The 26,444-nt window shown below is 56.6% G+C and carries 27 protein-coding genes and 1 tRNA gene; 14 read left to right on the forward strand and 14 right to left on the reverse strand.

The window, feature by feature from the left end; translation table 11 throughout:
* Window positions 1-5: 5 nt before the first annotated feature.
* The 5 genes from CYR55_RS00490 (at window position 6) to rmf (ending at window position 5,917) form a co-directional block, all read left to right on the forward strand.
* Window positions 6-1,913, forward strand: a complete 1,908-nt coding sequence (locus CYR55_RS00490) for an ABC transporter ATP-binding protein (RefSeq protein WP_101814223.1) — start codon at window positions 6-8, stop codon at window positions 1,911-1,913.
* 64 nt (window positions 1,914-1,977) lie between these two features.
* The gene (gene pqiA, locus CYR55_RS00495) at window positions 1,978-3,267 is read left to right on the forward strand and encodes a membrane integrity-associated transporter subunit PqiA (protein ID WP_101814224.1); all 1,290 of its coding nucleotides are present in this window, start codon (window positions 1,978-1,980) and stop codon (window positions 3,265-3,267) included.
* Complete coding sequence (gene pqiB / locus CYR55_RS00500) at window positions 3,254-4,894, forward strand: intermembrane transport protein PqiB (RefSeq protein ID WP_101814225.1); 1,641 nt, start codon at window positions 3,254-3,256, stop codon at window positions 4,892-4,894. Before pqiA ends, pqiB begins: the two co-directional genes overlap by 14 nt.
* Window positions 4,891-5,463 carry a membrane integrity-associated transporter subunit PqiC gene (gene pqiC, locus CYR55_RS00505; protein WP_101814226.1) on the forward strand — a complete coding sequence of 191 codons (573 nt, stop codon included), beginning with the start codon at window positions 4,891-4,893 and terminating at the stop codon, window positions 5,461-5,463. The genes pqiB and pqiC overlap by 4 nt, the downstream gene beginning before the upstream one ends.
* A gap of 283 nt (window positions 5,464-5,746) precedes the next feature.
* The gene (gene rmf, locus CYR55_RS00510) at window positions 5,747-5,917 is read left to right on the forward strand and encodes a ribosome modulation factor (protein ID WP_072926843.1); all 171 of its coding nucleotides are present in this window, start codon (window positions 5,747-5,749) and stop codon (window positions 5,915-5,917) included.
* Between the two features lie 59 nt (window positions 5,918-5,976).
* On the opposite strand, the gene fabA is transcribed toward rmf, so the two are convergent.
* Together fabA and CYR55_RS00520 are read right to left on the reverse strand one after the other, a co-directional pair.
* Window positions 5,977-6,495: a bifunctional 3-hydroxydecanoyl-ACP dehydratase/trans-2-decenoyl-ACP isomerase gene (gene fabA / locus CYR55_RS00515; RefSeq protein ID WP_072925683.1), complete on the reverse strand. Its 519-nt coding sequence runs from the start codon at window positions 6,493-6,495 to the stop codon at window positions 5,977-5,979.
* Between the two features lie 66 nt (window positions 6,496-6,561).
* Complete coding sequence (locus CYR55_RS00520; RefSeq protein ID WP_101814656.1) at window positions 6,562-8,313, reverse strand: AAA family ATPase; 1,752 nt, start codon at window positions 8,311-8,313, stop codon at window positions 6,562-6,564.
* A 209-nt stretch (window positions 8,314-8,522) separates the two neighbouring features.
* Between CYR55_RS00520 and matP the strand changes: the two genes are divergently transcribed.
* Window positions 8,523-8,978, forward strand: coding sequence for a macrodomain Ter protein MatP (gene matP, locus CYR55_RS00525; protein WP_101814657.1), 456 nt, complete (start codon window positions 8,523-8,525; stop codon window positions 8,976-8,978).
* Window positions 8,979-9,077: 99 nt separating this feature from the next.
* On the opposite strand, the gene ompA is transcribed toward matP, so the two are convergent.
* Window positions 9,078-10,148 carry a porin OmpA gene (gene ompA / locus CYR55_RS00530; protein WP_101814227.1) on the reverse strand — a complete coding sequence of 357 codons (1,071 nt, stop codon included), beginning with the start codon at window positions 10,146-10,148 and terminating at the stop codon, window positions 9,078-9,080.
* 356 nt (window positions 10,149-10,504) lie between these two features.
* Window positions 10,505-11,011 carry an SOS-induced cell division inhibitor SulA gene (gene sulA / locus CYR55_RS00535; protein WP_101814228.1) on the reverse strand — a complete coding sequence of 169 codons (507 nt, stop codon included), beginning with the start codon at window positions 11,009-11,011 and terminating at the stop codon, window positions 10,505-10,507.
* Window positions 11,012-11,226: 215 nt separating this feature from the next.
* Here sulA and CYR55_RS00540 point away from each other — a divergent pair, with 215 nt between their 5' ends.
* Window positions 11,227-11,853: a TfoX/Sxy family DNA transformation protein gene (locus CYR55_RS00540; RefSeq protein WP_101814229.1), complete on the forward strand. Its 627-nt coding sequence runs from the start codon at window positions 11,227-11,229 to the stop codon at window positions 11,851-11,853.
* 60 nt (window positions 11,854-11,913) lie between these two features.
* On the opposite strand, the gene yccS is transcribed toward CYR55_RS00540, so the two are convergent.
* Together yccS and CYR55_RS00550 are read right to left on the reverse strand one after the other, a co-directional pair.
* On the reverse strand, window positions 11,914-14,049 hold the full coding sequence (yccS, locus tag CYR55_RS00545) for a YccS family putative transporter (RefSeq protein ID WP_101814230.1): 2,136 nt from the start codon (window positions 14,047-14,049) through the stop codon (window positions 11,914-11,916).
* An 82-nt stretch (window positions 14,050-14,131) separates the two neighbouring features.
* Window positions 14,132-14,569, reverse strand: coding sequence for a YccF domain-containing protein (locus CYR55_RS00550; protein ID WP_101814231.1), 438 nt, complete (start codon window positions 14,567-14,569; stop codon window positions 14,132-14,134).
* Window positions 14,570-14,736: 167 nt separating this feature from the next.
* On the opposite strand from CYR55_RS00550, the gene helD reads away from it, so the two are divergent.
* Entirely contained in the window at window positions 14,737-16,782 is a 2,046-nt protein-coding gene (helD, locus tag CYR55_RS00555; protein WP_101814232.1) for a DNA helicase IV, read from the forward strand.
* 18 nt (window positions 16,783-16,800) lie between these two features.
* On the opposite strand, the gene CYR55_RS00560 is transcribed toward helD, so the two are convergent.
* Both CYR55_RS00560 and CYR55_RS00565 read right to left on the reverse strand, forming a co-directional pair.
* Complete coding sequence (locus tag CYR55_RS00560; protein ID WP_101814233.1) at window positions 16,801-17,259, reverse strand: methylglyoxal synthase; 459 nt, start codon at window positions 17,257-17,259, stop codon at window positions 16,801-16,803.
* A 136-nt stretch (window positions 17,260-17,395) separates the two neighbouring features.
* Window positions 17,396-18,073: a DUF2057 family protein gene (locus tag CYR55_RS00565; RefSeq protein WP_101814234.1), complete on the reverse strand. Its 678-nt coding sequence runs from the start codon at window positions 18,071-18,073 to the stop codon at window positions 17,396-17,398.
* A gap of 249 nt (window positions 18,074-18,322) precedes the next feature.
* Between CYR55_RS00565 and CYR55_RS00570 the strand changes: the two genes are divergently transcribed.
* Entirely contained in the window at window positions 18,323-18,742 is a 420-nt protein-coding gene (locus CYR55_RS00570) for a CoA-binding protein (protein ID WP_101814235.1), read from the forward strand.
* A 58-nt stretch (window positions 18,743-18,800) separates the two neighbouring features.
* Here the strand turns inward: CYR55_RS00570 and hspQ are convergent, their stop codons facing one another.
* Together hspQ and rlmI are read right to left on the reverse strand one after the other, a co-directional pair.
* Complete coding sequence (gene hspQ, locus CYR55_RS00575; RefSeq protein ID WP_101814236.1) at window positions 18,801-19,118, reverse strand: heat shock protein HspQ; 318 nt, start codon at window positions 19,116-19,118, stop codon at window positions 18,801-18,803.
* Between the two features lie 64 nt (window positions 19,119-19,182).
* Window positions 19,183-20,373, reverse strand: a complete 1,191-nt coding sequence (rlmI, locus tag CYR55_RS00580; protein ID WP_101814237.1) for a 23S rRNA (cytosine(1962)-C(5))-methyltransferase RlmI — start codon at window positions 20,371-20,373, stop codon at window positions 19,183-19,185.
* A gap of 91 nt (window positions 20,374-20,464) precedes the next feature.
* Here rlmI and yccX point away from each other — a divergent pair, with 91 nt between their 5' ends.
* Complete coding sequence (gene yccX / locus CYR55_RS00585) at window positions 20,465-20,743, forward strand: acylphosphatase (RefSeq protein ID WP_101814238.1); 279 nt, start codon at window positions 20,465-20,467, stop codon at window positions 20,741-20,743.
* 3 nt (window positions 20,744-20,746) lie between these two features.
* On the opposite strand, the gene tusE is transcribed toward yccX, so the two are convergent.
* Window positions 20,747-21,076 carry a sulfurtransferase TusE gene (gene tusE / locus CYR55_RS00590; protein WP_101814239.1) on the reverse strand — a complete coding sequence of 110 codons (330 nt, stop codon included), beginning with the start codon at window positions 21,074-21,076 and terminating at the stop codon, window positions 20,747-20,749.
* Between the two features lie 135 nt (window positions 21,077-21,211).
* Window positions 21,212-21,868 carry an FtsH protease modulator YccA gene (gene yccA, locus CYR55_RS00595; RefSeq protein WP_101814240.1) on the reverse strand — a complete coding sequence of 219 codons (657 nt, stop codon included), beginning with the start codon at window positions 21,866-21,868 and terminating at the stop codon, window positions 21,212-21,214.
* A gap of 218 nt (window positions 21,869-22,086) precedes the next feature.
* Here yccA and CYR55_RS00600 point away from each other — a divergent pair.
* From CYR55_RS00600 to CYR55_RS23460, 3 genes are all read left to right on the forward strand, one after another.
* A tRNA-Ser gene (locus tag CYR55_RS00600) sits at window positions 22,087-22,174 on the forward strand.
* Between the two features lie 574 nt (window positions 22,175-22,748).
* Entirely contained in the window at window positions 22,749-22,889 is a 141-nt protein-coding gene (locus CYR55_RS23455) for a hypothetical protein (RefSeq protein WP_165699498.1), read from the forward strand.
* A gap of 23 nt (window positions 22,890-22,912) precedes the next feature.
* On the forward strand, window positions 22,913-23,077 hold the full coding sequence (locus CYR55_RS23460; protein ID WP_165699499.1) for a hypothetical protein: 165 nt from the start codon (window positions 22,913-22,915) through the stop codon (window positions 23,075-23,077).
* Window positions 23,078-23,101: 24 nt separating this feature from the next.
* On the opposite strand, the gene CYR55_RS00605 is transcribed toward CYR55_RS23460, so the two are convergent.
* Window positions 23,102-23,605 carry a cupin gene (locus CYR55_RS00605; protein WP_241522044.1) on the reverse strand — a complete coding sequence of 168 codons (504 nt, stop codon included), beginning with the start codon at window positions 23,603-23,605 and terminating at the stop codon, window positions 23,102-23,104.
* A gap of 409 nt (window positions 23,606-24,014) precedes the next feature.
* On the opposite strand from CYR55_RS00605, the gene osmE reads away from it, so the two are divergent.
* The gene (osmE, locus tag CYR55_RS00610; protein ID WP_101814242.1) at window positions 24,015-24,350 is read left to right on the forward strand and encodes an osmotically-inducible lipoprotein OsmE; all 336 of its coding nucleotides are present in this window, start codon (window positions 24,015-24,017) and stop codon (window positions 24,348-24,350) included.
* Between the two features lie 338 nt (window positions 24,351-24,688).
* On the opposite strand, the gene CYR55_RS00620 is transcribed toward osmE, so the two are convergent.
* Window positions 24,689-26,413 (reverse strand): potassium/proton antiporter, encoded by a 1,725-nt coding sequence (locus CYR55_RS00620; protein WP_101814244.1) that lies wholly within the window; start codon window positions 26,411-26,413, stop codon window positions 24,689-24,691.
* Window positions 26,414-26,444: the final 31 nt, after the last annotated feature.

Here is a 26,444-nt window from a genome sequence, read left to right on the forward strand (position 1 = left end):
CTTTTATGTCTTTAATCAGTATGTCAGGTGCCTGGCTCTCCTTCAGTGATGCCCCGCTGTTGGATAACACCGAACTCCACATCGAGCCAAATGAACGTGTCTGCCTGGTCGGCCGCAACGGCGCGGGGAAATCCACGCTGATGAAAATCCTGAACCGGGAAGTGCCGCTGGATGATGGCCGCATCGTGTATGAGCAGGATCTGATTGTGGCGCGCCTGCAACAGGACCCGCCGCGTAACATTGGTGGCACGGTATTTGACTTTGTGGCCGAAGGCGTCGCCGAGCAGGCGGAACACCTGAAGGCGTATCACGCGATTTCCCATCTGGTGGAAGTTGACCCGAGCGAGAAGAATCTGGCCAAAATGGCGCAGGTGATGGAGATCCTTGACCATCAGGGGCTGTGGCAGCTCGACAGCCGTATCCAGGAAGTGCTGGCCCAGCTTTCGCTGAACGGCGATGCCGAGCTCTCGTCGCTCTCCGGTGGCTGGCTGCGTAAAGCCGCCCTGGGCCGGGCGCTGGTCAGCTCCCCGCAGGTGTTGCTGCTGGATGAACCGACCAACCACCTGGATATCGAGACGATCAACTGGCTGGAAGGCTTCCTGAAAGAGTTCCAGGGCAGCATTATCTTCATCTCGCATGACCGTTCCTTTATCCGCAATATGGCGACGCGCATTGTGGATCTGGATCGCGGCAAGCTGGTCTCCTATCCGGGCAATTACGATCTCTATCTCACCGCGAAAGAAGAGGCGTTGCGGGTAGAGGAGCTGCAAAACGCGGAGTTTGACCGCAAGCTGGCGCAGGAAGAGGTGTGGATCCGTCAGGGCATCAAAGCGCGCCGTACCCGTAATGAGGGCCGTGTACGCGCCCTGAAAGCGCTGCGCCGCGAGCGCTCCGATCGCCGTGAGGTGATGGGCACCGCGAAAATGCAGGTTGAAGAGGCGAGCCGCTCCGGCAAGATTGTGTTTGAGCTGGAAAATGTCAGCTACCGCGTGGGCGACAAGCAACTGGTTTCCAATTTCACCGCCCAGGTACAGCGCGGTGACAAGATTGCGCTGGTCGGCCCGAACGGCTGTGGTAAAACCACCCTGCTGAAACTGATGCTCAGCCAACTGAAAGCTGACAGCGGCCGGGTACACTGCGGTACAAAACTGGAAGTCGCCTACTTTGACCAGCACCGCGCGGAGCTGGACCCGGAACGCACGGTGATGGACAACCTGGCCGAAGGTAAGCAGGAAGTGATGGTCAATGGCCGTTCCCGCCATGTGCTGGGCTATTTGCAGGACTTCCTGTTCCACCCGAAACGCGCCATGACGCCGGTGAAGGCGCTGTCAGGCGGGGAACGTAACCGCCTGCTGCTGGCGCGCCTGTTCCTGCGCCCCAGCAACCTGCTGATCCTCGATGAACCCACCAACGACCTCGACGTCGAAACGCTGGAACTGCTGGAAGAGCTGATTGATGGCTATCAGGGTACCGTGATGCTGGTCAGCCATGACCGTGAATTCGTCGACAACTGTGTGACTGAATGCTGGATCTTCGAAGGGCAGGGCGTAATCAACAGTTACGTTGGCGGCTACCACGATGCCCACCAGCAGCGTGCTGCAACCCGTGCTTTGCGCGCGGCACCGGCTGTGCAGGAGAAAAGCGCCGCCCCTGCACCCAAAGCAGACAATGCCAAACGTCCGGCAAACAAGCTAAGCTATAATCTGCAACGCGAACTGGAGCAATTGCCGCAACGCATCGATGCGTTAGAAAAAGAGATTGCGGCGCTGCAGAACACCATGAGCGACGCCAGTTTCTTCAGCCAGCCGCATGACGAAACACAACGTGTCATTGATGCGCTGGCCACTGCCGAGAGCGAACTGGAAGCCGCCTTTGAGCGTTGGGAAAGCCTCGAAGCGCAGAAGAACGGATAAGGAAAACGGCGGCCGGCCCCGGCCGCCATTCTTTGCTAAGGAGCATTATGCCGTTGAGAGCACCATGCCGTTGAGGAGTGAAGCCGTGCACGCGCACCGTTCTGATGATCCCCTGTTGTGCCCGCAATGTGACCTGATGGTCACTTTACCTGCTTTATCCCCCGGCAACCGGGCAAACTGTCCGCGTTGTCATACCACCCTCCAGACTGCCTGGTCAGAACCGCGCCGCCGCCCGATGGTCTTTGCGTTAAGCGCCCTGTTTATGCTGTTACTGGCCAATCTTTTCCCGTTCATCAATATCCATGTCAAAGGGCTAAGCAGCGAAATTTCGCTGTACCAAATCCCGCAGGTGATGATGTCAGAGGATTACGCCAGCATGGCGGGCTTGTTCATCCTGTTTGTGCAGCTGGTGCCGGCGTTCTGTATGGTCACGATTATCCTGCTTTGCCTGCGGGTTCAGATGCCGCAGGCGCTGAAAGCCAGGCTGGCACGCTGGCTGTTTATGCTGAAAGCCTGGAGCATGGTGGAGATCTTCCTGGCTGGGGTACTGGTCAGCTTCGTTAAGCTGATGGCTTACGGCAATATCGGCGTGAACCTGAGTTTCTACGCCTATGTGTTGTTCTGCCTGTTGCAACTGCGGGCGTTCCAGTGCCTTGACCGGCGCGGCATGTGGAATGACATTGCCCCTGCGCCGACGCTTAAGCGCGTGCTGCGCGTGGGGGAGAGCGGGTTGCAGCAGCAGTTGCGTGGCTGCCCTTGCTGCACGGCCGTGTTACCGGCCGAACAGGAACAATGCCCGCGCTGCGCCACCAAAGGCCATCTGCGCAAAAAACACAGCCTTCAATGGACGATGGCGCTGCTGGTCACTGCCGCGCTGCTCTATATTCCGGCCAATATCCTGCCGATCATGAACACCGAACTGCTGGGTAACCCGGCGCCTTCCACCATTATGGCGGGCGTGGTGCTGCTGTGGAGCGACGGCTCCTATCCGGTGGCGATGGTGATTTTTATCGCCAGTATTATGGTGCCGACCCTGAAGATGATGGCGATCGCCTGGCTCTGCTGGGACGCGCGCCACCCTGACCGGCAGCGTGACAGCGAGCGGATGCACCTGATTTATGAAGTGGTGGAGTTCGTCGGCCGCTGGTCGATGATCGACGTGTTTGTGATTGCGGTGCTCTCGGCACTGGTCAGAATCGGGCAGCTGATGAATGTTTACCCGCAGGTCGCTGCGGTGTTATTTGCCATGGTAGTGATCCTGACCATGATTGCTGCCATGACCTTTGATCCCAGATTAAGCTGGGACGGTCTGAATAGAAAAAACCAAAAGGAGCTGCATCTTGACAGCAAATGAAGGCACCGCCAGGGTGGAGAAGATCAAACGCTGGTCACCGGTATGGATTGTGCCGATTGTGACAGCGCTGATCGGCGCCTGGATCCTGTTCTACCACTTCAGCCATCAGGGGCCGGAAGTGACCCTGATCACCACCACGGCCGAAGGCATTGAGGGCGGTAAAACCACCATCAAAAGCCGCAACGTTGACGTCGGCCGGGTAGAGAGCGTGACCCTGAGTGACGACCTTAACCACGTGATCCTTAAAGCCCGCCTGAACCCGGATATGAAGAAGCTGCTGAAAGGTGACTCCGCGTTCTGGGTCGTCAAACCGCAGATTGGTAAAGAGGGCATCTCCGGCCTCGGCACCCTGCTTTCCGGCGCCTATATTGAATTGCAGCCGGGCCGCAAAGGTGAGGAACCGGCACAGTACCAGTTGCTCGATTCCCCGCCGCTGGCGGCGCCGGATGCCAAAGGGATCCGGGTGGTGCTGGACAGCGAACGCTCCGGCCAGCTTAATCCCGGCGATCCGGTACTGTTTCGTGGCTATCGCGTCGGCTCGGTCGAGACCAGCCAGTTTGATACCCAAACGCGCTCTATGCATTACCAACTGTTTATCAATGCGCCGTATGACTCGCTGGTGACCAGCAACGTGCGCTTCTGGAAAGACAGCGGCGTCAACTTTGATATGTCCTCGCAGGGAATGCGGGTGGAGATGGGGTCGCTGACCACGCTGTTCAGCGGCGGAGTGAGCTTTGACGTGCCGGGCGGCTGGGAGCGGGGTGAACAGGCGCAGGAGCATGCGGAGTACACCCTGTTTGACGACCAGCGCAGCATCCAGGATTCGCTCTACACCGAGCACCGCGACTTTGTGATGTTCTTCTCCGACTCGATCCGCGGCCTCTCGCCGGGCGCGCCGGTAGAGTTCCGCGGCATCCGGCTGGGGACGGTCTCCTCCGTACCGTTCACGATTCCCGGCATCGAGCAGCAAATTGACAGCGATTACCGCATCCCGGTGTTGATCCGTATTGAACCCGATCGCTTCACCAAGCAGCTGGGCAAAAACTTTGATATGGAAGCTGCGCTGAAAGATGCCCTGCAACGCGGCATGCGGGCATCACTGAAGTCAGGCAACTTGCTGACCGGCGCGCTGTATATCGATCTCGACTTCTACCCGAATGAGAAACCGTGGAAAGGGCCGCATAAGCTGGGCGGTTACGAACTGCTGCCGACCACCAGCGGTGGCCTGGCACAGATTCAGCAGAAAGTGATGATGACGCTGGACAAGATCAATGCGCTGCCGCTGAACCCGCTGATTGAAGAAGCCACGCAGACCCTGGCGCAGAGTAAGCGCACGCTGGCAGAAACACAGCGCACCATGGCGTCGCTGAACAAAATCACCTCCAGCAAAGAGATGCAGAACCTGCCGGCCGACATGCAGAAAACGCTGCTGGAGTTGAACCGCAGCATGAAAGGCTTCCAGCCCGGCTCACCGGCCTACACCAAAATGGTGGCGGACATGCAGCGCCTTGATCAGGTAATGCGTGAACTGCAACCGGTGCTGCGTACTATCAATGACAAGAGCAATGCATTGGTGTTTGAAGCATCTGACAGCCCCGATCCCCAGCCGAAGAAGGCCAAAAAATGATGAAATGGATAGTTCCTGTCACGATGGCCGCTCTGCTGGCCGCGTGCAGCAGTGATGACAGCGGCAAAACCTACTATCAATTGCCCGATTTGCCCGCTGCGGCTGCGGCTGCGGCTGCCGCTACACCAGCGCAAACCACGCAACGCCAGTTATGGATCGAACATGTGGGCGTTGCGGATTACCTGAACGGCACCGGGGTGGTTTACCAGACTAACGATGTGCAGTATGTCATCGCCAAAGACAACCTGTGGGCCAGCCCGCTGGAGCAGCAGCTGCAACAAACCCTGGTCACGCAGTTAAGCCGTGATCTGCCGGGCTGGCTGGTCTCCTCGCAGACGCTGGCCGGCGATCAGGATGTGCTGAACGTTACCGTCACTGGCTTCCATGGCCGTTATGACGGCAAGGCCGTTGTCAGCGGGCAATGGACGCTGACACAGAACGGCCGGACCGTTACACAGCCTTTTAACCTGCAACTGAACCAGCCGGAAGATGGCTATGACAATCTGGTGCGCACTCTGGCGCAGGGTTGGCAACAGCAAGCTGGCGTGATTGCGGCCTATGTAAAATAATCAGCAGAAAAAACGATAAAGCCCGGTGAGCAGGTCGCATAACGCGGTTCGCTCATCGGGCTTTTTTATCTGTTTCTTTAATAAACAACATGTTGCGCTATTATCATTTACATCAGTGAGTTACCTGATTCTGCTTATATATCTCACAAATGTGACATTGGCGTGAATTTTGCGCATTGATCTTCCCCTCTTAAAGGACTATTGCTTAAACGTGGCGTACGCAGACTGCGGCGACCACTGTTTTCTTTCCACCAGACCATGAATGAGGGAAATAAGGCATATGATGAAGAGACAGAAACGCGATCGCCTGGAACGGGCACATTCACGCGGGTATCACGCAGGTATTTCAGGTCGTCCCAGGGAATTATGTCCCTATCAATCGTTGGACGCCCGGTCTCACTGGTTGGGAGGTTGGCGACAAGCCATGGAGGACAGGGCCGTGACCGCTGCATAAGCGGCGCCCTGTAAGAAAAGGGAAGAACCTCCGCCAGGCGCGGAGGTTTTTATTGGGGCTTAGAAAACGCTGGTGTCTTTAAACAGGCCCACTTTCAGGTCGCTGGCGGTATAGATGACTTTACCGTCGACCAGCACTTCACCATCAGCCACGCCCATGATCAGCTTACGGTTGATTACACGCTTGAAGTTAATGCGATAGGTGACTTTCTTGGCGGTCGGCAGAACCTGGCCGGTGAATTTCACCTCGCCCACGCCCAGTGCGCGGCCTTTGCCTTCGCCACCCAGCCAGCCCAGATAGAAGCCGACCAGCTGCCACATGGCATCCAGGCCCAGGCAGCCCGGCATGACCGGGTCACCAATAAAGTGACAACCAAAGAACCACAGGTCAGGGTTGATATCCAGCTCCGCTTCCACGTAGCCTTTGTTATGGCTGCCGCCGTCTTCGCTCATTTTGACGATGCGATCCATCATCAGCATATTGCCTGACGGCAGCGGCGGGCCGCCTGCGCCAAACAGCTCACTGCGGCCAGAGGCTTCCAGATCTTCTTTCGTGTAAGAGTCGCGTTTTTCTACCATGTCGATGTAGCCCTATTTTAATGAAGGTCGCAGATTAGCTTACAAGTGTAAGCTGAACAAGTCCGATCAGCCGCGGCTGAGCCAGGTTAACCAACGTAAGAACCAGGGCAGATGCCGGCGTTCATGCGCGGTGACTTGTGCAATGCGATCCTGAATGGCGCCCAGTAAGCTGGGTTGCTGCTCGTCAGCATACGTTACGCCAGTGATTATGGTTAATGCTTCAGCCGCGGAGGAGACAGCCCACAGATGGAACTGGCCCTCACGTACGGCCTCCACGACCTGCGGTTGCAGGCACAGATGGCGCAGGTTAGCCAGCGGCAGGATGACGCCCTGCTTACCGGTCAGCCCACGCCGTTGGCAGACCTCAAAGAAGCCCTCAACTTTTTCGTTCACGCCGCCGATGGGCTGGACGTTGCCGAATTGGTCCACGGAGCCGGTCACCGCAATCTGCTGGTTAATGGGCTGTTGCGCCAGGGCACTGATCAGGGCGCACAGCTCTGCCAGTGAGGCACTGTCGCCATCCACTTCACCGTAAGATTGCTCAAAAACCAGCGACGCTGAGAAGGGCAGCGGCTGATCCTGATCCAATTCAGAAATCAGGTAGGCCTGCATAATCATCATGCCTTTGGCATGCAGATTTCCGCCAAGTTCCGCTTTGCGCTCGACGTCATTAAATTCGCCGTCGCCTGCGTGCACCACGCAACTGATGCGGGAAGGTTCGCCAAAGGCGCGCGGGTGGCCGGGATACTCAAGCACCGATAAGCCGTTAATCTGGCCGATGACCTCGCCCTCAGTTTCAATCAGGATCTGGCCCAGCTCAATCTCATCCTGCATACGCTCTGCCAGATAGCTTTCACGCCAGGCTTTGGCCTGCAACGCGGCATCCAAGGCTTTTTCATCCAGCAGCGTCTCTTCGCAGTAGAGGGCTGCTTCGGAGAGCAGGGCCGTGATCCACTCAGGGCAGAGCGGCAGGCTACCCTGATCGCCGCTGAAACGTACCGCCTGCGTCAACAGCATTGGCCAGGCATTTTCTGCCGGGCGCGGCAGATCCTGGCTGTCAGCCAGGGTGTTGATATAGGCGCACCAGGTGGCCATGTCTTCAGGCTCGGTCAGCGGCAGCTCACCTTCGAATTCACCGTATAACCCGTGCTCAACCAGTTCCGGCTCCATCTCATTAAGATCGGCCAGCCCGTGGCGGTCACCGACGATAATCAGTTTGAGGTTGAGCGGCATCGCCGGGATGCTTACCGGCAGCGGACGGGTTTCATCCGGGGAAACCCAGCGGAACAGCCCTTCACTGATAATCTGTTTCAGGCGCAGCCACATCAGCGGCTGGGCCAGCAGGGTACGGGCGCTGAGGATTAATACCCCACCGTTCACCTGGTGCACGGCACCGGGGTGCAGCACGACTTCCCCATTTAACAGACCGGCGCGGCCGAAGAGTTGCTCCGGTTCGATCCATTCCCGGTACAGGCAGCGTGTGTCAGCCACAAAAGGGCCGCCCTGGGGCAGGGCTGGTGACAGTGTGGCGCGCGTTCCGGCAATCTGGTAATGGCTGCCGACAGGTTGCTCGTTATCCGGCAGCAGGGTATCGACCACGCCCGCGATCACCGCAAGATAGGCACGGCTCTCCTGGGCTTTAACCGTCATGATGCGCGGGCGTGACTGTGGATGACAGAACAGCGTCAAGCCATTTTCCAGGCGGGGCTGGGTCACTGCGAAGGTTATCGGTGCCATGTCAGGCGCCGTAGCGAATAATGTCTGATAAGGCGCGGCGTCAGGAACGAGTGACTGCCATTCAAGTCGGTTATTGGTCAAAGTGTTAGGGTCAATCAGCAAAAAGGGAAAGGGCGATTATACAAGAATAACGAAGGCTGCATATAAGCAGAGTTATTCTTAAGTCGATGCTGTTTGACAATAGCGAAGTGCTGTGTAAAAAACAGGCAAGCGAAGCGGCGAAAATTCATAAAAACTCCCGGCAAAACTGTTATGCTTTAGTAAAGTTACACGGTCACATAAGGCGCGCGATGAAATATCAGCAACTGGAAAATCTGGAAAGCGGATGGAAATGGAAATACCTGGTGAAAAAACACCGGGAAGGGGAACGCATTACCCGCTATCTTGAAAACAGCGCTGCGCAAGAAGCCGTACAAGAATTACTGAAGATGGAAAACACGCCGGTGAATGTGCTGCAATGGATAACCCGGCATATGAATCCGTCGCTCGATAACCGGATGAAACAGACTATCCGGGCGCGGCGTAAACGGCATTTTAACGCAGAACATCAGCATACCCGCAAAAAGTCCATCGACCTGGAGTTCCTGGTCTGGCAGCGGTTGGCAGGATTGGCACGACGGCGCGGTGTCACCCTGTCGGAAACTGTGGTACAGCTGATTGAAGATGCAGAGCGCAAAGAGAAGTACGCCAGCCAGATGTCATCTCTCAGGCAGGATCTGCAGGAAATCCTCTCTAAAAAAGAGTAAATCGCCCAGGTATTCCCCCTTCTGCATCTCTCTACATTGGTACAAACGCGCATAAAAAAACCCCGCCGAAGCGGGGTTTTTAAATAACGTACGTTTAACTTAAGCCTGCGGCTGAGTTACAACGTCTTTGATGCCTTTAACTTCGATCTCTACGCGACGATCTGGGCCCAGGCAGTTGATCAGAGCAGCACGGCCTTTCACGCTGTCACAGGTAGAACCGGTAACAGGCTGGGTTTCACCCATGCCACGTGCAGAGATTTTGTCAGCCGGGATACCTTTGGATACCAGGTAATCCACAACGCTCTGAGCGCGTTGCTCAGACAGTTTTTGGTTGTACTGGTCAGAACCGATACGGTCACTGAAGCCCAGAACAACAACGGAACCGTCTTTCGGATCCATGGAGCTCAGCTGGGTGTACAGCTGATCCAGAGCCTGCTGGCCTTCGCCTTTCAGGGTGGATTTGTTGAAGTTGAACAGAACGTCAGACTTCAGGGTGAAACGCTTGGTTTCAACAACCGGAGCCGGGGCCGGAGTCGGAGCCGGTGCCGGAGCAGCCATATCATCCTGGCCGAAACGGTAAGAAACACCCAGGCTCACCATGGCGTTGTCAGGACGTGCACCAACGGTCGCTGCGTCGCCGATGTTGTTAACCCACTGGTAGTCCAGGCGGGTAGCCCAGTTTTTGGTCAGTGCGTATTCAACACCCACTGCGGCCAGCGGAGAAACGCCGGTGTCGTGGTCGCTGATGCGGTTGCCGTTCACAGAAGCAGTGGAGTCAGCACGCCATACCATGCCACCCAGACGGGTGTACAGGTCCAGGTCATCATAGATCGGGTAGCTCAGTTTAGCTGCCAGCTGGATGCCCTGTGCTTTGAAAGCACCGTTGTTGACGCTGCCTTTGTAAGGCATACGGCCAAGCCAGTCATATCCCATTTCAAAGCCCAGGTATTGGTTCGCTTGGTAGCCCGCGAACGCACCTGCACCTACTTGGCTGTCGTGGGTTGGGCCATTGCCCACACCGTTGTAGCCGTTACCATAGAAACCTGTGTCATGGAACTGGGACCAGCCCACTTTAGCACCGGTGTACCAGGTGTTATCTTTCGGGGCGGCTTGCGCTACGGTAGCGAAACCTGCCAGTGCCACTGCTAATGCGATAGCTGTCTTTTTCATTTTGCGCCTCGTTATCATCCAAATAGGCAATGAGCTTTAAGCTGTTATAAGCCCTTGGTTAAAATCCTTCGCCAAGGTTATTGCTTCCGTTAGTGACTTTGCCAATTGATTTGGCCTTATAGAGCAACCTTGGCGATGTAAAGTCTACAACGTGGTGTGAAACTTACAAGTATGAAGTTTTCCTGAACCCGCAAAAAGGCGCAAAACGTACATAATTTTTAACATGTTCGGGCAATTGGTGACGAAATTACGTGAAAAAATCCCTTAACAAGCGGTAAACAAGCCGCTAAAACCGCCAGTAAAAGTGCTTTTGACGGAAAAAAAGGCTTTTTTCATGAGAATATTCCTAATTTCTTTCAATGATAGCGGGAGGAGTGAATTTTAAGTGAAGGCAGATGTCCCCGGGATGCCCGCCCCTCATATTGAGGCCGCATAATGAAGCCATACGCCCGCCCCAATTGCGCCGCCCGTTGCAACCTTTCCCGTTCTTTATCGGTCAGTTCCGGTAACCACCCCAGCACCACACTGTAATTGCCGCTCTGCAACGCTTTTTCCATGGCATCCACCGTGGAGGTGGGCTGAATAGCTCTCAGTTGTACCACCTTATCGACCGGCAGGCCGGAATGACGCAGCCAGTTACGGCTCAACTTTTGTTGCGGTGCGAGCCAGAGCAGCCAACGTGACTGTGTACCCAGATGATGGAGGAGGGGGAGAAGAATCTGGGCCAGAGCAGGTTGATCCTCACTGTAAACGAACTCACTGACCAGGCCGCCAAGGTGATTGGCAGGCGCCTGAAAAGAAGAGGATGGCATTGTTATCTGAGCGTGCTCGCCAGTCTGATAGTTATGAGAAGATGGACGCATAATTTCCCTGCCCTGATGTCACTGTATGTATATACAGTATCTCCACTTTCCGCAAAGATCAATGCGATTCTTTCAATACGTCTCGCAGATTTGATACGTAAATCCTTGTAACGGCATTTTGTAATTGGCAGCGCCGGTAAGTTTACGTATTTTGTAATTGCTTGTTCTTAATGTAGTTATTTAGGAAGCGAATATATTTACTAAAGGAAATAGTAATGAAGAACCTATACGAAAAAAGGATCGATCAGACGAAACAGATACTGGCACCGTTGGGTGAAATTCATACGAGGCCGCAGTTTGGCGGGTATGGGGTGCTGGCAGATAACGTCATGTTTGGCCTGTTTCTGCAGGATGAACTTTATCTGAGGGCAACTGCGCAAATAGAAGAGGTATTTCACCACCATCAGATGACCCGGTTGCGTTATATCCGGCGTGGGTTGCCTCTTACGCTCTCGTACTTCCAGCTTACTGACGCGGGCTGGCAAGACCCGACACTGTTTCTGCAACTGGCAACCCTGGCATTGAACGGCGCCAGGCAAGAGCGTGCAGAGAAGCAGAACCGCGAGCGGCTGAAAGGCTTACCCAATATTGGCGGGTATCTTGAAAGCCTGCTGTTAGACGCCGGTATCAGTAATCAGGAACAGTTAAAAGCGCAGGGAGCGAAGGCGTGTTACCTCAAACTGGATACGGATGATATTCCGCTCAGTATTAAAGTGCTCTATGCCCTGGAAGGTGCGATTACCGGTTATCACGAAGCGGCTTTACCGGCGGAAAAGCGCGATGAACTGCGTAGCTGGTATGAAACCCGGCACCCGACGGCGACCACGAAATACCGTCGCTGAGGGGATGGCCGGCTTGCGGCCGGCCATCATGCTTGTGCAATGTTCTGGACATCCCGCTATTCAGGCAGCAGGGTGAGTCAGCCGTTGGTGCAGGGCGATTAATTCAGGCAATTGGCCCAGTATCAACCCTACCTGTTGCAGCACCAGTTGCTCGCGGCTTTCTGCCTCCGGCACCACCGCAGCCACCCGCTGTGACAGGCTTGCCAGCAGCCGCTGCAGCCGCCCGGCGTCCTGCGTCATCAGATGCAGTGCCCCGTCTACATAACAGACGGCATCATCCAGAATGCTCAGGACATTGCCGTCTTTCAGCTGACCGCGATGGGCACCCAACGCCGAAATATAGCTCAGCAGTGTATGGTTCAGGCATAACAGCCGGAAGGCTTGCTCCTGGATGGCGCTGCTGTTGCCCGGCTCAGCCGACATGCTGGAAATCACCGAGGCCAGCTCTGCGTTGCCATTGTGCGCATCCCGGCGGGCAATACGGTAGTCGAGCCGGTTGTCTCGCCCCTGGTGGTATTGCACTAAGATGGCGTCCAGATAACGGCAGTTGGCATTGAGCGTTTTATCAATCACCAGCGGGAGCTGGCGGAAACGCCAGTCAGGCCAGATAAAGGTCACCGCTGCCCAGGCGATGGCACACCCCAGCAGGGTATCGATGACGCGCGGCAGTGCCACTTCAAACCCTTCACCCAACAGGTTAAAGCAGAGCAGCACCAGAAACGTAATAAACATAGTGGCATGGGCATACTGCACATTCCGGAACGCAAAAAACAGCACGCCACTGATGACAATAAGAATCAGTTGCCCCTCGGTGGAGGGCACAAAATAGAGAATCGGTAACCCCAGCAGTACCCCGGCCAGGGTACCGATAATCCGCAATGCCAGCCGGCGGCGGGTGGCATTGTAGTTAGGCTGGCAGACAAACAGGCTGGTCAGCAAAATCCAGTAACCATGGTCCATGCCGGTGACCTGTATAAAGGTATAGCCGGCACACAGCACCACAGACATCCGGATGGCATGGCGGAACAGGGCAGATTGCGGCGTCAGGTTACGGCGAAAACGCAGCAGCATGTCACTCCAGCCGGAGAGCCGCTCCTCTGACAGGCGGGTCTCCTGCTGCTGGCCGGTTGCCAGCGCCTGTTCTGATTCAATATTAGCCAGCTGGGCATCAATTGCCCGCAGGTTTTTCAACAGATGCTGCAAGGCGCGAAGCAGCTCGCGGTTATCCGGATCGTCCGCCAGGCGCACCAAGGTCGCCTGCAGCTGGCCGAAGGCCCGCTCAAACTGGCTGTTATGCTGGTAAGTCTGTTGCAGCAAAATACACTGGGCCAGATGCTGGCAGGCGCGCGCCTGCATACTCAGCATCCGTTGGAAGCGGAACATGATGTCGCTGTAGCGGAATTTTTCGTTCAGTTCGCGGTATTGCGCATGGGTAGAACTGGCCCGCTCATGAATATCCTGGGCGGCAAAATAGTAGTGCAGGGTGCGGCGGGTGCCGCGCTGGCCGCGATCGCCCTTCAGCCGGGTCAGCAGCGAGGCTTTGGTCTGGTTCAACGTGGCCACCAGCGCACTGTTGGCCATGGCAACCTCAATCAGGGCCTGGTTTCCCTCTTCCAGATCGGGATCAAACAGGTTGGATTTCGCATCCAGATAATGCGCCAGTTGATCAAAACTGCGGGCAATCTGCTCCTGTAACGGCCGGATAGGGAAAATCAGGTGCCCCATCAGCGTCAGCAGGTTATACCAGACGGCACCGCACAACAGCAGCAGCGGTTGCTGATACCACACATGATACATCGACGTTCCCAGCATGGTGTAAACCGCGATCAGCAACGCGCCAAACGCAATGGTGGCATAGCGCTGCCCGAGCGCGCCCAGCAAGATAAAGCCGCAGGTCGACAGCGTCAGCCCGGCGGCAAACAGCCAGGGATAGGGAAACAGCAGCTCAATGGACGCAGAGGCGATAAAGAAACAGAGCAGGGTAATAAACAGATTACGCAGGCGTCCGGCCAGCCGGTCATCCAGATCCGCCAGGGCGGCAGCCACTACCCCAAGCGTAAGCGGAATGGTCAGCTTTGGTTGCCCAAGCCACCAGGGGGCCGCCGCGGCCCCGGTCAGGGCCAGGGTGATACGGATATAGTAGAGAATACTGCTGTTATAAATATACCGGCGCAGGCCAGGGGCATAAGCGAGCACAACACACTCCGGAAAAGAGAAAATCAGCCCGGCACGGGGCCAGAAGAGCGGGCCGCAGCGGGTGGCCGCGGCCCGGCATACCTTAACGACGGGCGTTATTTACCCGTGCCTGCTGGGCGACCTCTACCGGCACTACCCGGCGGCCTACCGGCCAGAGGGCAATGGCCGCGATTTTGAAGTTGGCGAGGCCCACCGGAATACCGATAATTGACACGCATTGCACAATCCCGGTAGCGATATGGGACAGGCAAAGCCACCAGCCAAACAGCACAAACCATACAATGTTCAGTAAGGTGCCGCCGCCGCTCAGCAAGGCGTTACGGCTCTCCGGATGGAGTTCATCAACGTGGATCGCTTCATTACCGTAAGGCAGCAGCGAAAGTTTGGTAATCTCCCAGCAGGAGCGGGTCAGCGGCAGGGTGAAGATCAGCAGCACACTGACAACCGTTGCCAGCACCCAGGCCAGGGTAGTAAAAAAACCGCCTAACACGAAATTTAAGATATTCAGTACAGTACGCATAATAAGAAATGTGCTCTAAATAAAAAAACCAACAGAGATGTGTGTGCGTTATGGTCGTGCCACAACCCCAGAGTCTACTCTTTTTTTCACGCAAGAGCCTCTCTGCCTGTCACAGGTAAAAAGGTAACAGCACATTAAAAAGCCCTTTACTTTCATGGCACAGAATTATGGAACTCAAAGCGACATCCCTTGGCAAACATCTGGCTCAGCATCCCTATAACCGGGTACGGCTGCTTAACGCGGGTGTTGAAGTCAGCGGAGATAAACATCACTACCTGATCCCTTTTAACCAGCTGATCACTATTCAGTGTAAACGAGGAATTGTGTGGGGTGAGCTGGAGTTTGAGCTGCCGGAGGGGAAAGTGGTGCGGCTGCACGGCACCGAGTGGCAGGAGACCCAGCGTTTTTATCATCATCTCTCTGTGCGCTGGCAAGCGTGGAGTGAGGAGATGGCCGCGATCAGCGCACAGGTGCTGGCGCAGCAGCAGGCGGTTATTGAACAGGCTGAACAACAGCCCCACTGGCTGACCCAGCATGAACTGGCAACGTTGCAACAGGGCATCTGCGAGGCCTTCGACGCGTTGCCGATGCCGGTCTCGCGGATGGCGGAATTCGCCTCATGCCGTGCGGCCTGTGATCTCTGTTTGCGCTGGCTGGAAGAGGGCGCGGCGCAGTGTGAGGCGCGGAACCGGGCCTGGGCGCAACGCATGATGGCGGACCACGCGTCGTTCTTTGCTTCCGTGGAGCAAGGCCCGCTGAATGCGCGCCAGATGCAGGCCGTGGTCAATGGTGAAGAGACGATACAGGTGCGGGGCGGGGCGGGCAGCGGCAAAACCTCGCTGGTGGTGGCACGCGCCGGCTGGCTGTTACAGCGCGGTGAGGCCGGGCCGCAACAGATCCTGTTGCTGGCACCAGACCGGCAGGGAGCAGAGGCCCTGAACCGTCGCATAACTGCCCGGCTGGGCAAGGTGGATGTAGAAGCGATGGCGTTTCAGGCGCTGGCGTTGCAGATAATCCGGCAGAGCGGGCGAAAAGTGCCCAAAATCAGCAAGCTGGAAGAGGACGGCAACGCGCGGCGGAAGATGCTGCTGAAGGTATGGCAACAGCAATGCGAAACGAAAAAACCGCAGGCCACGGGCTGGCGCGCCCTGCTGACGGACGATCTGGGCTGGGAGATCCCTGACAAGGCATTCTGGAAAAACCGGGCGCTGGGCGAGCGGTTGGCCCCCCGACTGGATCAGTGGCTGGGGCTGATGCGCCGCCATGGGGGCACGCAGGCAGAGATGCTGAGTGGGGCACCTGATGCGCTGCAGAGCGCATTCCAGAAACAGATGCGTCTGCTGGCACCCTTACTGAAAGCCTGGAAAGCGGCCCTGAAAGAGGAGGGGGCCGTCGATTCTGCTGCATTGCGGCTTCAGGCGATGGATGTGCTCAATAAAGGGCGTTTTATCAGCCCCTGGAAACAGATTCTGGTGGATGATATTCAGGCTATTTCCCTGGGGGATGCCCAGTTGTTGGCTGCCCTGCGGGCGCAGAACAGCCGGACCGGCTTGTTTGCTACGGTGGAGAGCAGGCTGGTGTATGGCGGCAGTGATGACGTGGAACAACCGCTGCCTCTTCTGTTCAGTGACCCACACGCCCGGTGTGAACTGGAGACTACCTACCGGCTTGATGAGCGCATGGCAGACGTCGCCGATGGCCTTATCCGGCAGCCTTCAGGGCAGGGCCACGGGGTGCTGGCCAGCCTGCGCCGCGGCGATAAAAAAAGCATCCAGCTGTTGCCGGATGACCAGCTGGACGCCTTGCTGGATAAGCTGAGCGGCTTCGTGGATGACCAGCAGCAGGTGCTGCTGCTGGCACGCCACGCCACGTTGCGCCCCGCATCACTGCAAAAAGCGGCGACCCGCTGGCCGAAACTTCATATCACGTTTTCCACCGTTCACGACAGCAAAGGGCAACAGGCAGAGTTTGTGATTGTGTTGGGGCTGCAGGCGGGGCGCGACGGCTTTCCGGCACCGGCCGGGGAAACCGTGGCAGAACAGGTGCTACAGCATGCGGAAAGCGCGCTGACGAAAGCGCAGGAGCGCGGGTTGCTGTATGTGGCGCTGACCAGGGCGAGTGAGCGGGTGTGGGTGCTCTATTCACCCGGGAACCCGTCCTGTTTCGTGGACGAGTTGAAAAAACGGGGCGTGCCGGTGCAGCGTAAGCCGTGACGGTGCGCCCCGGTCCGGTTATTTCAGGCGATCCTGCAGATAGCGCTGATAATCGGGAATGGTGACCTGCACTTCCTGGCGGAACAGGCTGGATTCAATCAGGAAATCCGCCGTTGAGCGGTTATTCGCCACCGGAATGTTCCACACCGTCGCCAGGCGCAGCAGCGCTTTGACGTCCGGATCATGCGGCACGGCATTGAGGGGGTCCCAGAAGAAAATCAGCATGTCGATTTTGCCTTCCGAGATCAGCGCGCCGACTTGCTGGTCGCCGCCCATCGGGCCACTGAGCATACTTTTCACCTCAAGCCCGGTGGCGCGCTGCACCAGATTGCCGGTGGTGCCGGTGGCATACAAGCTATGCTCCGCCAGCAGTGCCTTATTCGCATCAACCCAGCTCAGCAGAATATTTTTGCAGTGATCGTGAGCGACCAGCGCGATGTGTTTTTGTTTGCCAATGGTGCGGGTGGTGAATTCCATATAAATGCCCTTTATCAAAGGTAAGTGATAACGGACAGAGTACTGAAACTGGTTTTCCCTGCAAATGGCGGATAGCTGAAAAAAGGGGGAGCCCGCAGGAAAAAGCGCTTTTTAGCGTAAAAAGCGCCTGAAGGGATTAACGCGTGGAGTGTTTTTCTGCCCAGCTCAGGAAACGCTGGCGCGTTTGGGCATCGGCTTGCTGGAACCAGTATTGCAGCATCTGCTCCGCGACGTTTTCGCCCTGTACGGTGACCGAGGCATGGTTCACCGGGCCGGAAGACCCCGGCAATGCCGGGCTGGCAGCCACGGCGGCGACCGGTAACAGCGCCGTGACGGATGCCGGCTGGTTCGCGACATTATATTCTGCCATCGCTTTTTCCAGGTCAGCACCCAGGCTCAGGCCGGGGATCTGGAGCGTGTCGCGGCGCACCGGCAGCGCCTGTTTGTTTTCATCAACGATCTGGTAATCCGGGCCGGCATCAAAACGTTTGCCGTCACCATCATTTTCCAGCCGCGGTAACGCAAGCCGCAATGAGCCGTCAGCCGGCACGTCGAACGCCGCAATCTGCGGTGAAGAGTGATACAGATACTGGTCACGCGCACCGGCACGCAGCACTTTGGAGACCCGGAACAGGACCTGATGGTGGCCCTGGGCCAGTTCCAGGCGTGCTGCGTCTTTCAATGGCGAACCTGCCGTCTTTTTACCGTCAACCACCAGCACATCAACCTCTGGTAACAGTGTCAGCGTAGCGGCGCTGGCAGGCAGGCACACAGAGAGTGCCAGCAGGCCGGTTATTACCCATCCTCGTTTCATTATCAGTTCCTCAGTAAAAAGTCCGGCGTATTGTCCGGCAAGGTTTCTGGGGAGTCAAAGGCTTTCAAGATCCTGATTTATATGTATTTTTATGGTGAATGAGAATGGCGTTGAGTATGGGTTTTACTGATGAATGCCAGGGTTATTTCCCCGTTTTCCAACGGGCGCAGAGAAAATTTTACCCGGTGCCGGTGGAATTCCTGCGGGTGAAGTACACTTGGCTGATACCACATTAAAGGGAGCATCAGCATGCAAGACACTGACATTGCACAGGTATTGAAAAAGGTAAAAACCATTGCGCTGGTGGGCGCAAGTGACAATCCGGCCCGGCCCAGTTATGGCGTCATGGCGTATCTGCTGTCACAGGGGTATGAGGTCATCCCGGTCAGCCCGAAACTGGCCGGCAGCACCCTGTTGGGCCAGCCGGTCGTCGCCTCGCTGAAAGAGATTGGCCGCCATGTGGATATGGTCGATGTGTTTCGCAATACCGAGGCCGCCTATGGGGTTGCCCAGGAAGCGATTGAGATCGGTGCCGACGTGCTGTGGTTACAGATTGGGGTCATTAACGAGCAGGCGGCAGTACTGGCGCAGGATGCCGGACTGGGCGTGGTGATGGATCGCTGTCCGAAAATAGAGATCCCGCGTCTCGGCCTGCATCGCGCTGCCTGACGCCGCACATAAAAAAGCCCAGACAGTGTCTGGGCTCCGGCGTTTCTCAGCAGCATCACTAATGGCGCAAACGCGGCGCCTGAAGCTGGCGGCGGATCTTCTCCGCCAGTTCATCAAGAGAGGGCTGTTCAGGGTGGGCCTCTGCCACTTCCCTGTCCAGTTGCGCTTCAGCCAGATACGTATGTACCGGCTGGCCTTGATCATCTTCCATCACCACATGATACCAGGGCGAAAAACGCAGGCGTTCATTACCCGCTACTTCCTCCGCACTTGGCTTTTCCAATGAGTATTCCGGGTCAATATCGATAACGACACCCAAAAAACCCAGCAGTTTATGGCGTACCTGCTGGCCAATACCAAATTTGCTGGCAATCATCATGACCTCCTGAGAAACCGTGCCTTTGCCTTTAATAAATGGGGGCAGAAGGCACGTTTTCAAGTTACATCATCCGGCAGGCAAAGCCTTTCAGATAGAGGCCTTCAGGGTAAGGCGCGATAACCGGATGATCCGCCGCCTGGCGGAACTGCTCTATAAATTGTACATCACGGCCTGCATCTATGGCGGCATCGGCCAAAATTTTCTGGAACAGCTCAACCGGCATCAGGCCAGAGCAGGAGAAGCTCAGCAGAATGCCGCCGGGGTTCAGCAGTTGCATCGCCAGCATGTTGATGTCTTTATAACCACGGCAGGCGCCGGCCAGCTGGTTTTTGTTCTCAACAAATTTCGGCGGGTCCATCACGATCAGATCGAAGGTTTCGCCCTGGTCGCGGTAAGCACGCAGCAGTTTGAACACATCATCCCGGATAAAGTCTGCTTTACTGAGATCAAGCTGGTTAAGCTCAATGTTCTGGCGAGCGATGTCCAGCGCGGCCTGAGAGGTATCCACGCTGGTGACATGTGCGCAGCCACCCATCAGGGCCGCAACCGCGAATGCGCCGGTGTAGGAGAAGCAGTTCAGCACCCGGCGGCCTTGTGCATAGCGGCGTGTAGCCAGGCGGCTGTCACGCTGGTCCAGATAGAAGCCGGTTTTGTGGCCCTGCTGGATATCCACCAGCAATTGCATACCGTGTTCGCTAATCGGCAGCAGCGCCGGCGGCATCTCGCCCAGTACGTGGCCCTGAGCCAGCGGCAAGCCCTCTTTTTTACGTACCGCCACATCGGAGCGATCGTAAATGGCGCATTCCGGGAAACATTCCTGCAACGCCGTCAGCAGGGCTGCGCGCTGGTATTCGGCACCGGCGGAGAGCAGTTGCAGCACCAGGAAATTCTGGAAGCGGTCAATGGTGACGCCCGGCAGGCCATCAGACTCACCGGCAATCAGGCGGTAGCCGTTCAGCCCATCACGTTCGGCCAGCCAGTCACGCCACTGCTGCGCCTGTTTCAACCGGCGGACAAAGAAGGCGGTGTCGATGCTTTCCTGTTTATCAAAAGTCCAGACGCGGGCGCGGATCTGTGACTGGGGCGAATAAGCGCCGCGTGCCAGCCATTTACCCTGGTTGTCATAGATCTCAACGGTATCACCGGAGACGGCGTCACCTTCAACGCGGTGGACGGCACCAGAAAAAACCCACGGATGGCGACGGATCAGGGATTTTTCGCGCCCTTTGGCGAGATATAAACGTACGGTCATAATAGTAAGGCTGCCAGCTTAAAAAAAAGAGCGACATTGTCGGAGTATGACGCCGAAAATGCAACGAATCACACCAGATGAGGAGAAGATTATGGCAAAGGTCTGTGTTTCTGCCTATGTCTATGGGCTTGTTCAGGGCGTCGGTTTCCGTTACTCGACGCAACATCAGGCAAAAGGCCTGGGGCTGACGGGTTACGCCCGTAATTTGGATGACGGCAGTGTGGAGGTGGTGGCCTGCGGCCCGCAGGCAGACGTGGACCAGCTGATTGAGTGGCTGAAACAGGGCGGGCCGAAAAGCGCCAGGGTCGATCGGGTATTAACGGAACCTAAAGCCGCCGGGGAGTACAGCGACTTCAGCATCCGTCATTGATTTTCACAGGCATTTTACCGGCTTGGGCAGGCCTGCAATTTTGGTGGCCTGTTTGGCCGGCCCTTTGGGAAACAGGCGGAACAGATAACGGCTGTTGCCTTTCTCTTCACCATATTTTTGCGCCATCGCTTTCACCAGCATCCGGATGGCCGGTGACGTATTGAACTCCAGATAAAACGCCCGCACGAAACGCACCACTTCCCAGTGTGCCTCCGTCAGGGTGATGCCTTCCTGCTCCGCCAGCAACGGTGCCATCCCTTCCTGCCAGTCCGCGCTGTTTTTCAGGTAGCCCTGGGTATCGGTGTCGATGGTGCGGCCTTCAAACTCGAACATACAACCTCAGAAACGGGGAAAAAACGGCGGGCAGTTTAGCAAAGTTGTGGCCGTGCCAACAATATCAGTGAGGGGACAATATCAGCGAGAGGTAAGGGGGCTCACCCCGCCGTGGCGGGGTGAGCAGAAGAGGCATCAGTTGCTGCGGGCGAACCCCAGCAGGCTCAGCAGGCTGACAAACACGTTATACAGTGACACGTACAGGCTTACGGTAGCGCGGATGTAGTTGGTCTCGCCGCCGTGGATGATGTTGCTGGTCTCCCACAGGATAGCGCCGGAAGAAAACAGGATAAACATCACACTGATCGCCAGATACAGCGCCGGGATCTGCAGGAACAGGTTGGCAACCACAGCGACCAGCAGCACCACAAACCCGGCCATCATCATGCCGGAGAGGAAGGACATGTCCTTGCGGGTGGTCAGCACGTAGGCGGAGCAACAGAAGAACACCAGTGCGGTGCCGCCCAGCGCCAGCATAATGATGTCCCCGGCACCGGCCGCCAGCAGCGAGCTTAAGATTGGGCCGAGGGTATAACCCATAAAGCCGGTCAGGGCGAAAGCGGCCAGGATGCCGGCCGGGCTGTCCGCCAGACGGTAAGTCAGGAACATCAGGCCATAGAACCCCACCAGTATCAGCAGCAGGCCGGGAGCCGGCAACATCAGCAGGGTACTGGCCGTTGCCGTCAGGGCAGAGAAGCCCAGCGTCAACGCCAACAGGAAATAAGTGTTACGCAACACCTTATGCGTGCTCAACAACGAGCGCTCACGTGACGAAACGACGATACGATCCATAGCGATCCCACCAGGTATAATGAAAAGAAACAGAATCATAGAAAGTTGGTGGCGTGCGGCAAAGACGTTTTACCCTTCTTTACGCGGTTGTGGCGGCTGAAAAAGCGGCGGCCTGCTGATTTTTACGGCATTTACGCGGGTTGCGTCTATTTTTCAGGCGATTGAATCAACCCGGGCTTTACAAGCGGATCAGGGATGTTTATAGTTCGCGTCGTTGCGGAGGAGTGGCCGAGCGGCTGAAGGCAACGGTCTTGAAAACCGTCGATGGGCGACTATCCGTGAGTTCGAATCTCACCTCCTCCGCCATCAAATTTAAGGGGTTGCCGAAAGGCAGCCCCTTTTGCTTTTCCGCTTTTCCGTTTTTCTCTTCCTGCCTGACGCGTATGCCGGTTACCTGAGCCGCTGAAACGTGATCCACCTCTGAATTACCCGCAAACCATATTCCCTGCACCGCGAAAGTGATCGCCATCACGACAAGTAAGTAAAAAGTAAATTAGGATTAGTGCCAATAGACGAACGGAAGTTGTCTGTGGGTGTTCTGTTAAAGAGCTGACTTGCCTGACAACCGGAGATAAGCGCCGGGGAACATCACATTTTTCTGACTGGACTTCTGTAAGCAGTAGAACCCTGAATAAGTAGAATGATGTCGTTTCCAAAACATACCCTGCCTGGTGCAGGGTTTTTTTGTGCTGCAGCCTTTGGGGCGGGGAAGAAGACATTTTTCGCCCGGCATCAATAGCACAACTTTTATGGATTGTTTATCATATGTTCATAACGGTCGTGAATGAATCAACCTTTATCATGGTCGATCCGGCAGCGCGTGACGAAGGCACCGCCGGCAGGCAGTGATGAACAAAAGTTAGTTGCAGAGTGAGATGGTGTGAAAAAAAGATCTTCTCTCCCGGAGAAACCGCCGTACCAGGAGACCCTGGGAGATGCGCAGTTTGCTGTCGCAGTGCTGGTGCTGACCTCCTGCACATTGATCATTTTTACGCTGATCATTACGCTGCTGGTGACATAACGGACGACGCAGGGAGCCGGTAAATGGAAAAAAAACGTATTGATGACAACAAGTTGATTGCAATCATTGCGTTGCTCGCCTCCAGCCTGATTGTGGTCTCGGTGTTGTTCGGCATGACCTACTTTTCAGATATTAAAAACCATGATGCGGCGCGGCTGGATGTCAAAAGCTGCTATATCAAAGAGTAACCGCCATCACTCAGGCTGACCCCGTCAGGGGGCGGCCCAGTATCTCACGACGCCCTCATTATGCCCGGTCACCGGGTCACTCTTCGGCAGCGGCACCTCCTGCACGGCTTTCGTGCGCGTGGCCAGCAGCGCCGGCTCATCGCGGCATAAATCAGGGCTGAAACCGGCCGGATATGCCCCCACCAGCATAAATTCCTTGTTGGCCGCGATCTGTTTATGGCCCACCCCGGCGGGGATCAGTAATACATCGCCAGTCTGAATGTCATGCACCGGCCCATGTTCCCCACCCAATTGCAGGCGGGCGGCACCGGCATAGCAGCCTACCACCTCATGCGTGGTGGTATGGAAATGGGTAAAGGGGTAGACCGGGTAACGCCACTGCGGCGGCCAGCCATTGGCCATGAACAGGTGCTCCAGGTAGGCGGCATTATCCGCGGTGTCCGGCGGGATCACATGGTGATAAAGCAGCACCGGGTAGTGGCTGTTCGGCACACCGTGCGCCGGTTTGGGCAGGGAAATCCTCTCCATGGCAACCTCTCTCGATTGTGCGCGGGTAAGGGGGCTAAAAGGGGCAGCAGCCAGTATCGTCAGCATGCTGCAAAACCGGCGGCGGTCAATAGGCATCCACGTTCCTCCCTGTGTAACAGTGACATAAGCACAGCAACCGTGCCGGCTTACATCAAACAGGTATAGCGCAAAACGTGATGATGATCGTTTTCTGCTGATCTTTTTCTGAAAGCGGCCGGCCGGAGTTTCCCTGCCTTTGCGGCCCGCAAAACGGCCGGAAAGCCCGGTATCAAAGGCGTCAGCGGGCGGTGTCGCGTGGAGGCATCAGCGGCAGGGGCGATGTGCCGCCGGGAAAGGAAGCAAATGGATTTGAAAAAAAGTCTTTATCTTCTAGGCTTAAAGAACATAAAGCACTTCAGGAGGAGAAGTCATGAATAAAAAAACACTGTTAATGGCAGCCATGGGAGCTGTAACGCTGCTGTCAGGTTGTACAGCTTATGATCGCGCGTCAAGTTATGTTGATGAGCCGGTGGTCAGTGACGTGAAAGTGGGCATGACCCGCGCCCAGGTGCGTGCCATTGCCGGGCCGCCGTCTACTGATGTCACTATGATCCATGCGAAAGGGACCTGCAGCAACTACGCGATCAAACCGCGTGACGGCAAAGCCCAGGTTTACTTTGTCAGCTTCGATGAGACCGGCCATGTCCTGAACAAAGGCTACCAGTCTTGCGCGGATTACGACACCGACCCGCAGCAGGGTAAATAATTACCCGGTAAACATTTGCTTACCCGGTAAACATTTATTGACCCGATAAAAAAACCGCCCGCGAAGCGACAACGCAGAAACGGCCGCCAGGCAGAAACCGGCGGCCGTTTTTATTGGAAACGCGGGCGGGCAATCGTTGAATTTAGGCCCCCGGCAGCGGGTTATTCGCTGAATGGTTTTGATGGCAGCAGGCGTACTCTGAAGCCACTCCACCAGCCTGACAGGAATGACCATGAGCTTACGCACCGAACGCCTTTTCAAATACCTCAGCCTGCTTTGCGGCGTTGTGATTATCGGCCTGCTGACGGTGATGTACCGCACCAGCATCTGATTCACTTTCAGCCGTCGTTATTAATTTTCACCCCGACACGGGTCACGTTCCCGCCTTCCATTTCGGCAATCGTCCAGACCAGATCGTTCCAGTCGATATGGTCACCGATAACCGGTTCCCCGCCCAGCCGCTGCATCATAAAGTGCCGCAACGGCTGGCCGGGGTCGATATCCGCCGTCAGCGTCAGGCCATATTGCGCCGCCACCGCGCCCAGCCGGGCATCTGCATCCAGAATAAAGTCCCCGAAGAAGCGCTCATCCACCTTGGTGCGCGGCGTTTCACTGAAGAGTTTACCCAGTTGAGGGATATCGCTCTCCCGGCCGATCACGCACAGCACGTCCCCCTCTTGCAGGCGGGTGTTGCGCGTGGGGTAGAGCATCTCCTGGCCGCGGAACAGCGCGGTAATGCGCGTCTGTGGCGGCATCTGCAAATCACGGATCGCCGCGCCGATATACCACTTTTCCGCCCCGAGCTTGTAGGTGAAATGCTGCCAGATATTCTGCGGATCGATATCCAGCCCGATGCGTGACTCCGGTGTGGGCGTCGGCGGCACAATCACCCGTGCCTGCTGGGCAGCCCAGGCCAGGGAGGTACCCTGCACCAACAGCGATACCAGCACGATAAAGAACGCCACATTAAAGAACAGGCGCGCATCCGGGATGCCGGCCATCATCGGGAAGACCGCCAGGATGATCGGCACCGCCCCGCGCAGCCCGACCCATGAGAGAAACACCCGCTCGCGGCCGGTAAAGCTGCGGAACGGCAACAGGCTGGCAAATACCGCCACCGGCCGGACAAACACAATCATCCATACCGAGAGCAGCAGGGCAGGCAGCGCAATCGGCAGCAACTGGCTGGGCGTCAGCAGCAGCCCGAGTACCATAAACATGCCGATCTGGCTCAGCCAGGCCATGCCGTCAAAGGTTTGCAGGATGCCGTGCCGGTTGCGGATCGGTGAGTTGCCGAGCTTCAGGCCGCAGAGGTAAACCGCCAGAATGCCGCTCCCCTCCAGCAGGGTGGTCAGGGCGAACACCAGCAGGCCGCCGCTCAGTGCCAGTAGCGGGTAGAGCCCCGGTGCCAGGTGAATGCGGTTGATCGACTGCTGTAACAGCCAGCCCCCGGCAAAGCCGAGGGCGATGCCCAGGCCGAACTGGCGCACGATGTCCACAATGAACATCCAGCTCAGGCCATGTTCGCCTTTGCTGATCATGTCGATCAGGGTGATGGTCAGGAACACCGCCATCGGGTCATTGCAGCCGGACTCAATCTCCAGCGTGGCGCTGACGCGGTCATTCAGCCCCTTGCCGCCAATCATGGAAAACACCGCCGCCGCGTCGGTGGAGCCGACAATCGCCCCAATCAGCAGTCCCTGATAGAGGTTGACATGGAACAGCCAGGCGGCGGCCAGCCCGGTCAGCGCCGCCGTCAGCACCACGCCCACGGTGGCGAGTGAAAGCGCCGGCCACAGGGCAACGCGGAAATAGGAGGCGCGGGTCCGCATCCCGCCATCCAGAAGGATCACGGCCAGCGCCAGGTTGCTTATCATGTACGCCAGCGGATAGTTATCAAATTCAATCCCGCCCAGGCCATCGACGCCCGCTAACATGCCGATCGCTAAAAAAATCACCAGGATCGGGATGCCAAGGCGTGAAGAGAGCGAACTCAGCAGGATGCTTGCCCCCACCAACACGGCACCAATCACAAACAATGTGTTGATAGTGGTTGCTTCCAAATCGCCTTCTCCCCTGTTTTTTACCGGTTAT

It is taken from the genome of Chimaeribacter californicus (assembly GCF_002858675.1).
Classification (GTDB): Bacteria; Pseudomonadota; Gammaproteobacteria; order Enterobacterales; family Enterobacteriaceae; genus Chimaeribacter; species Chimaeribacter californicus.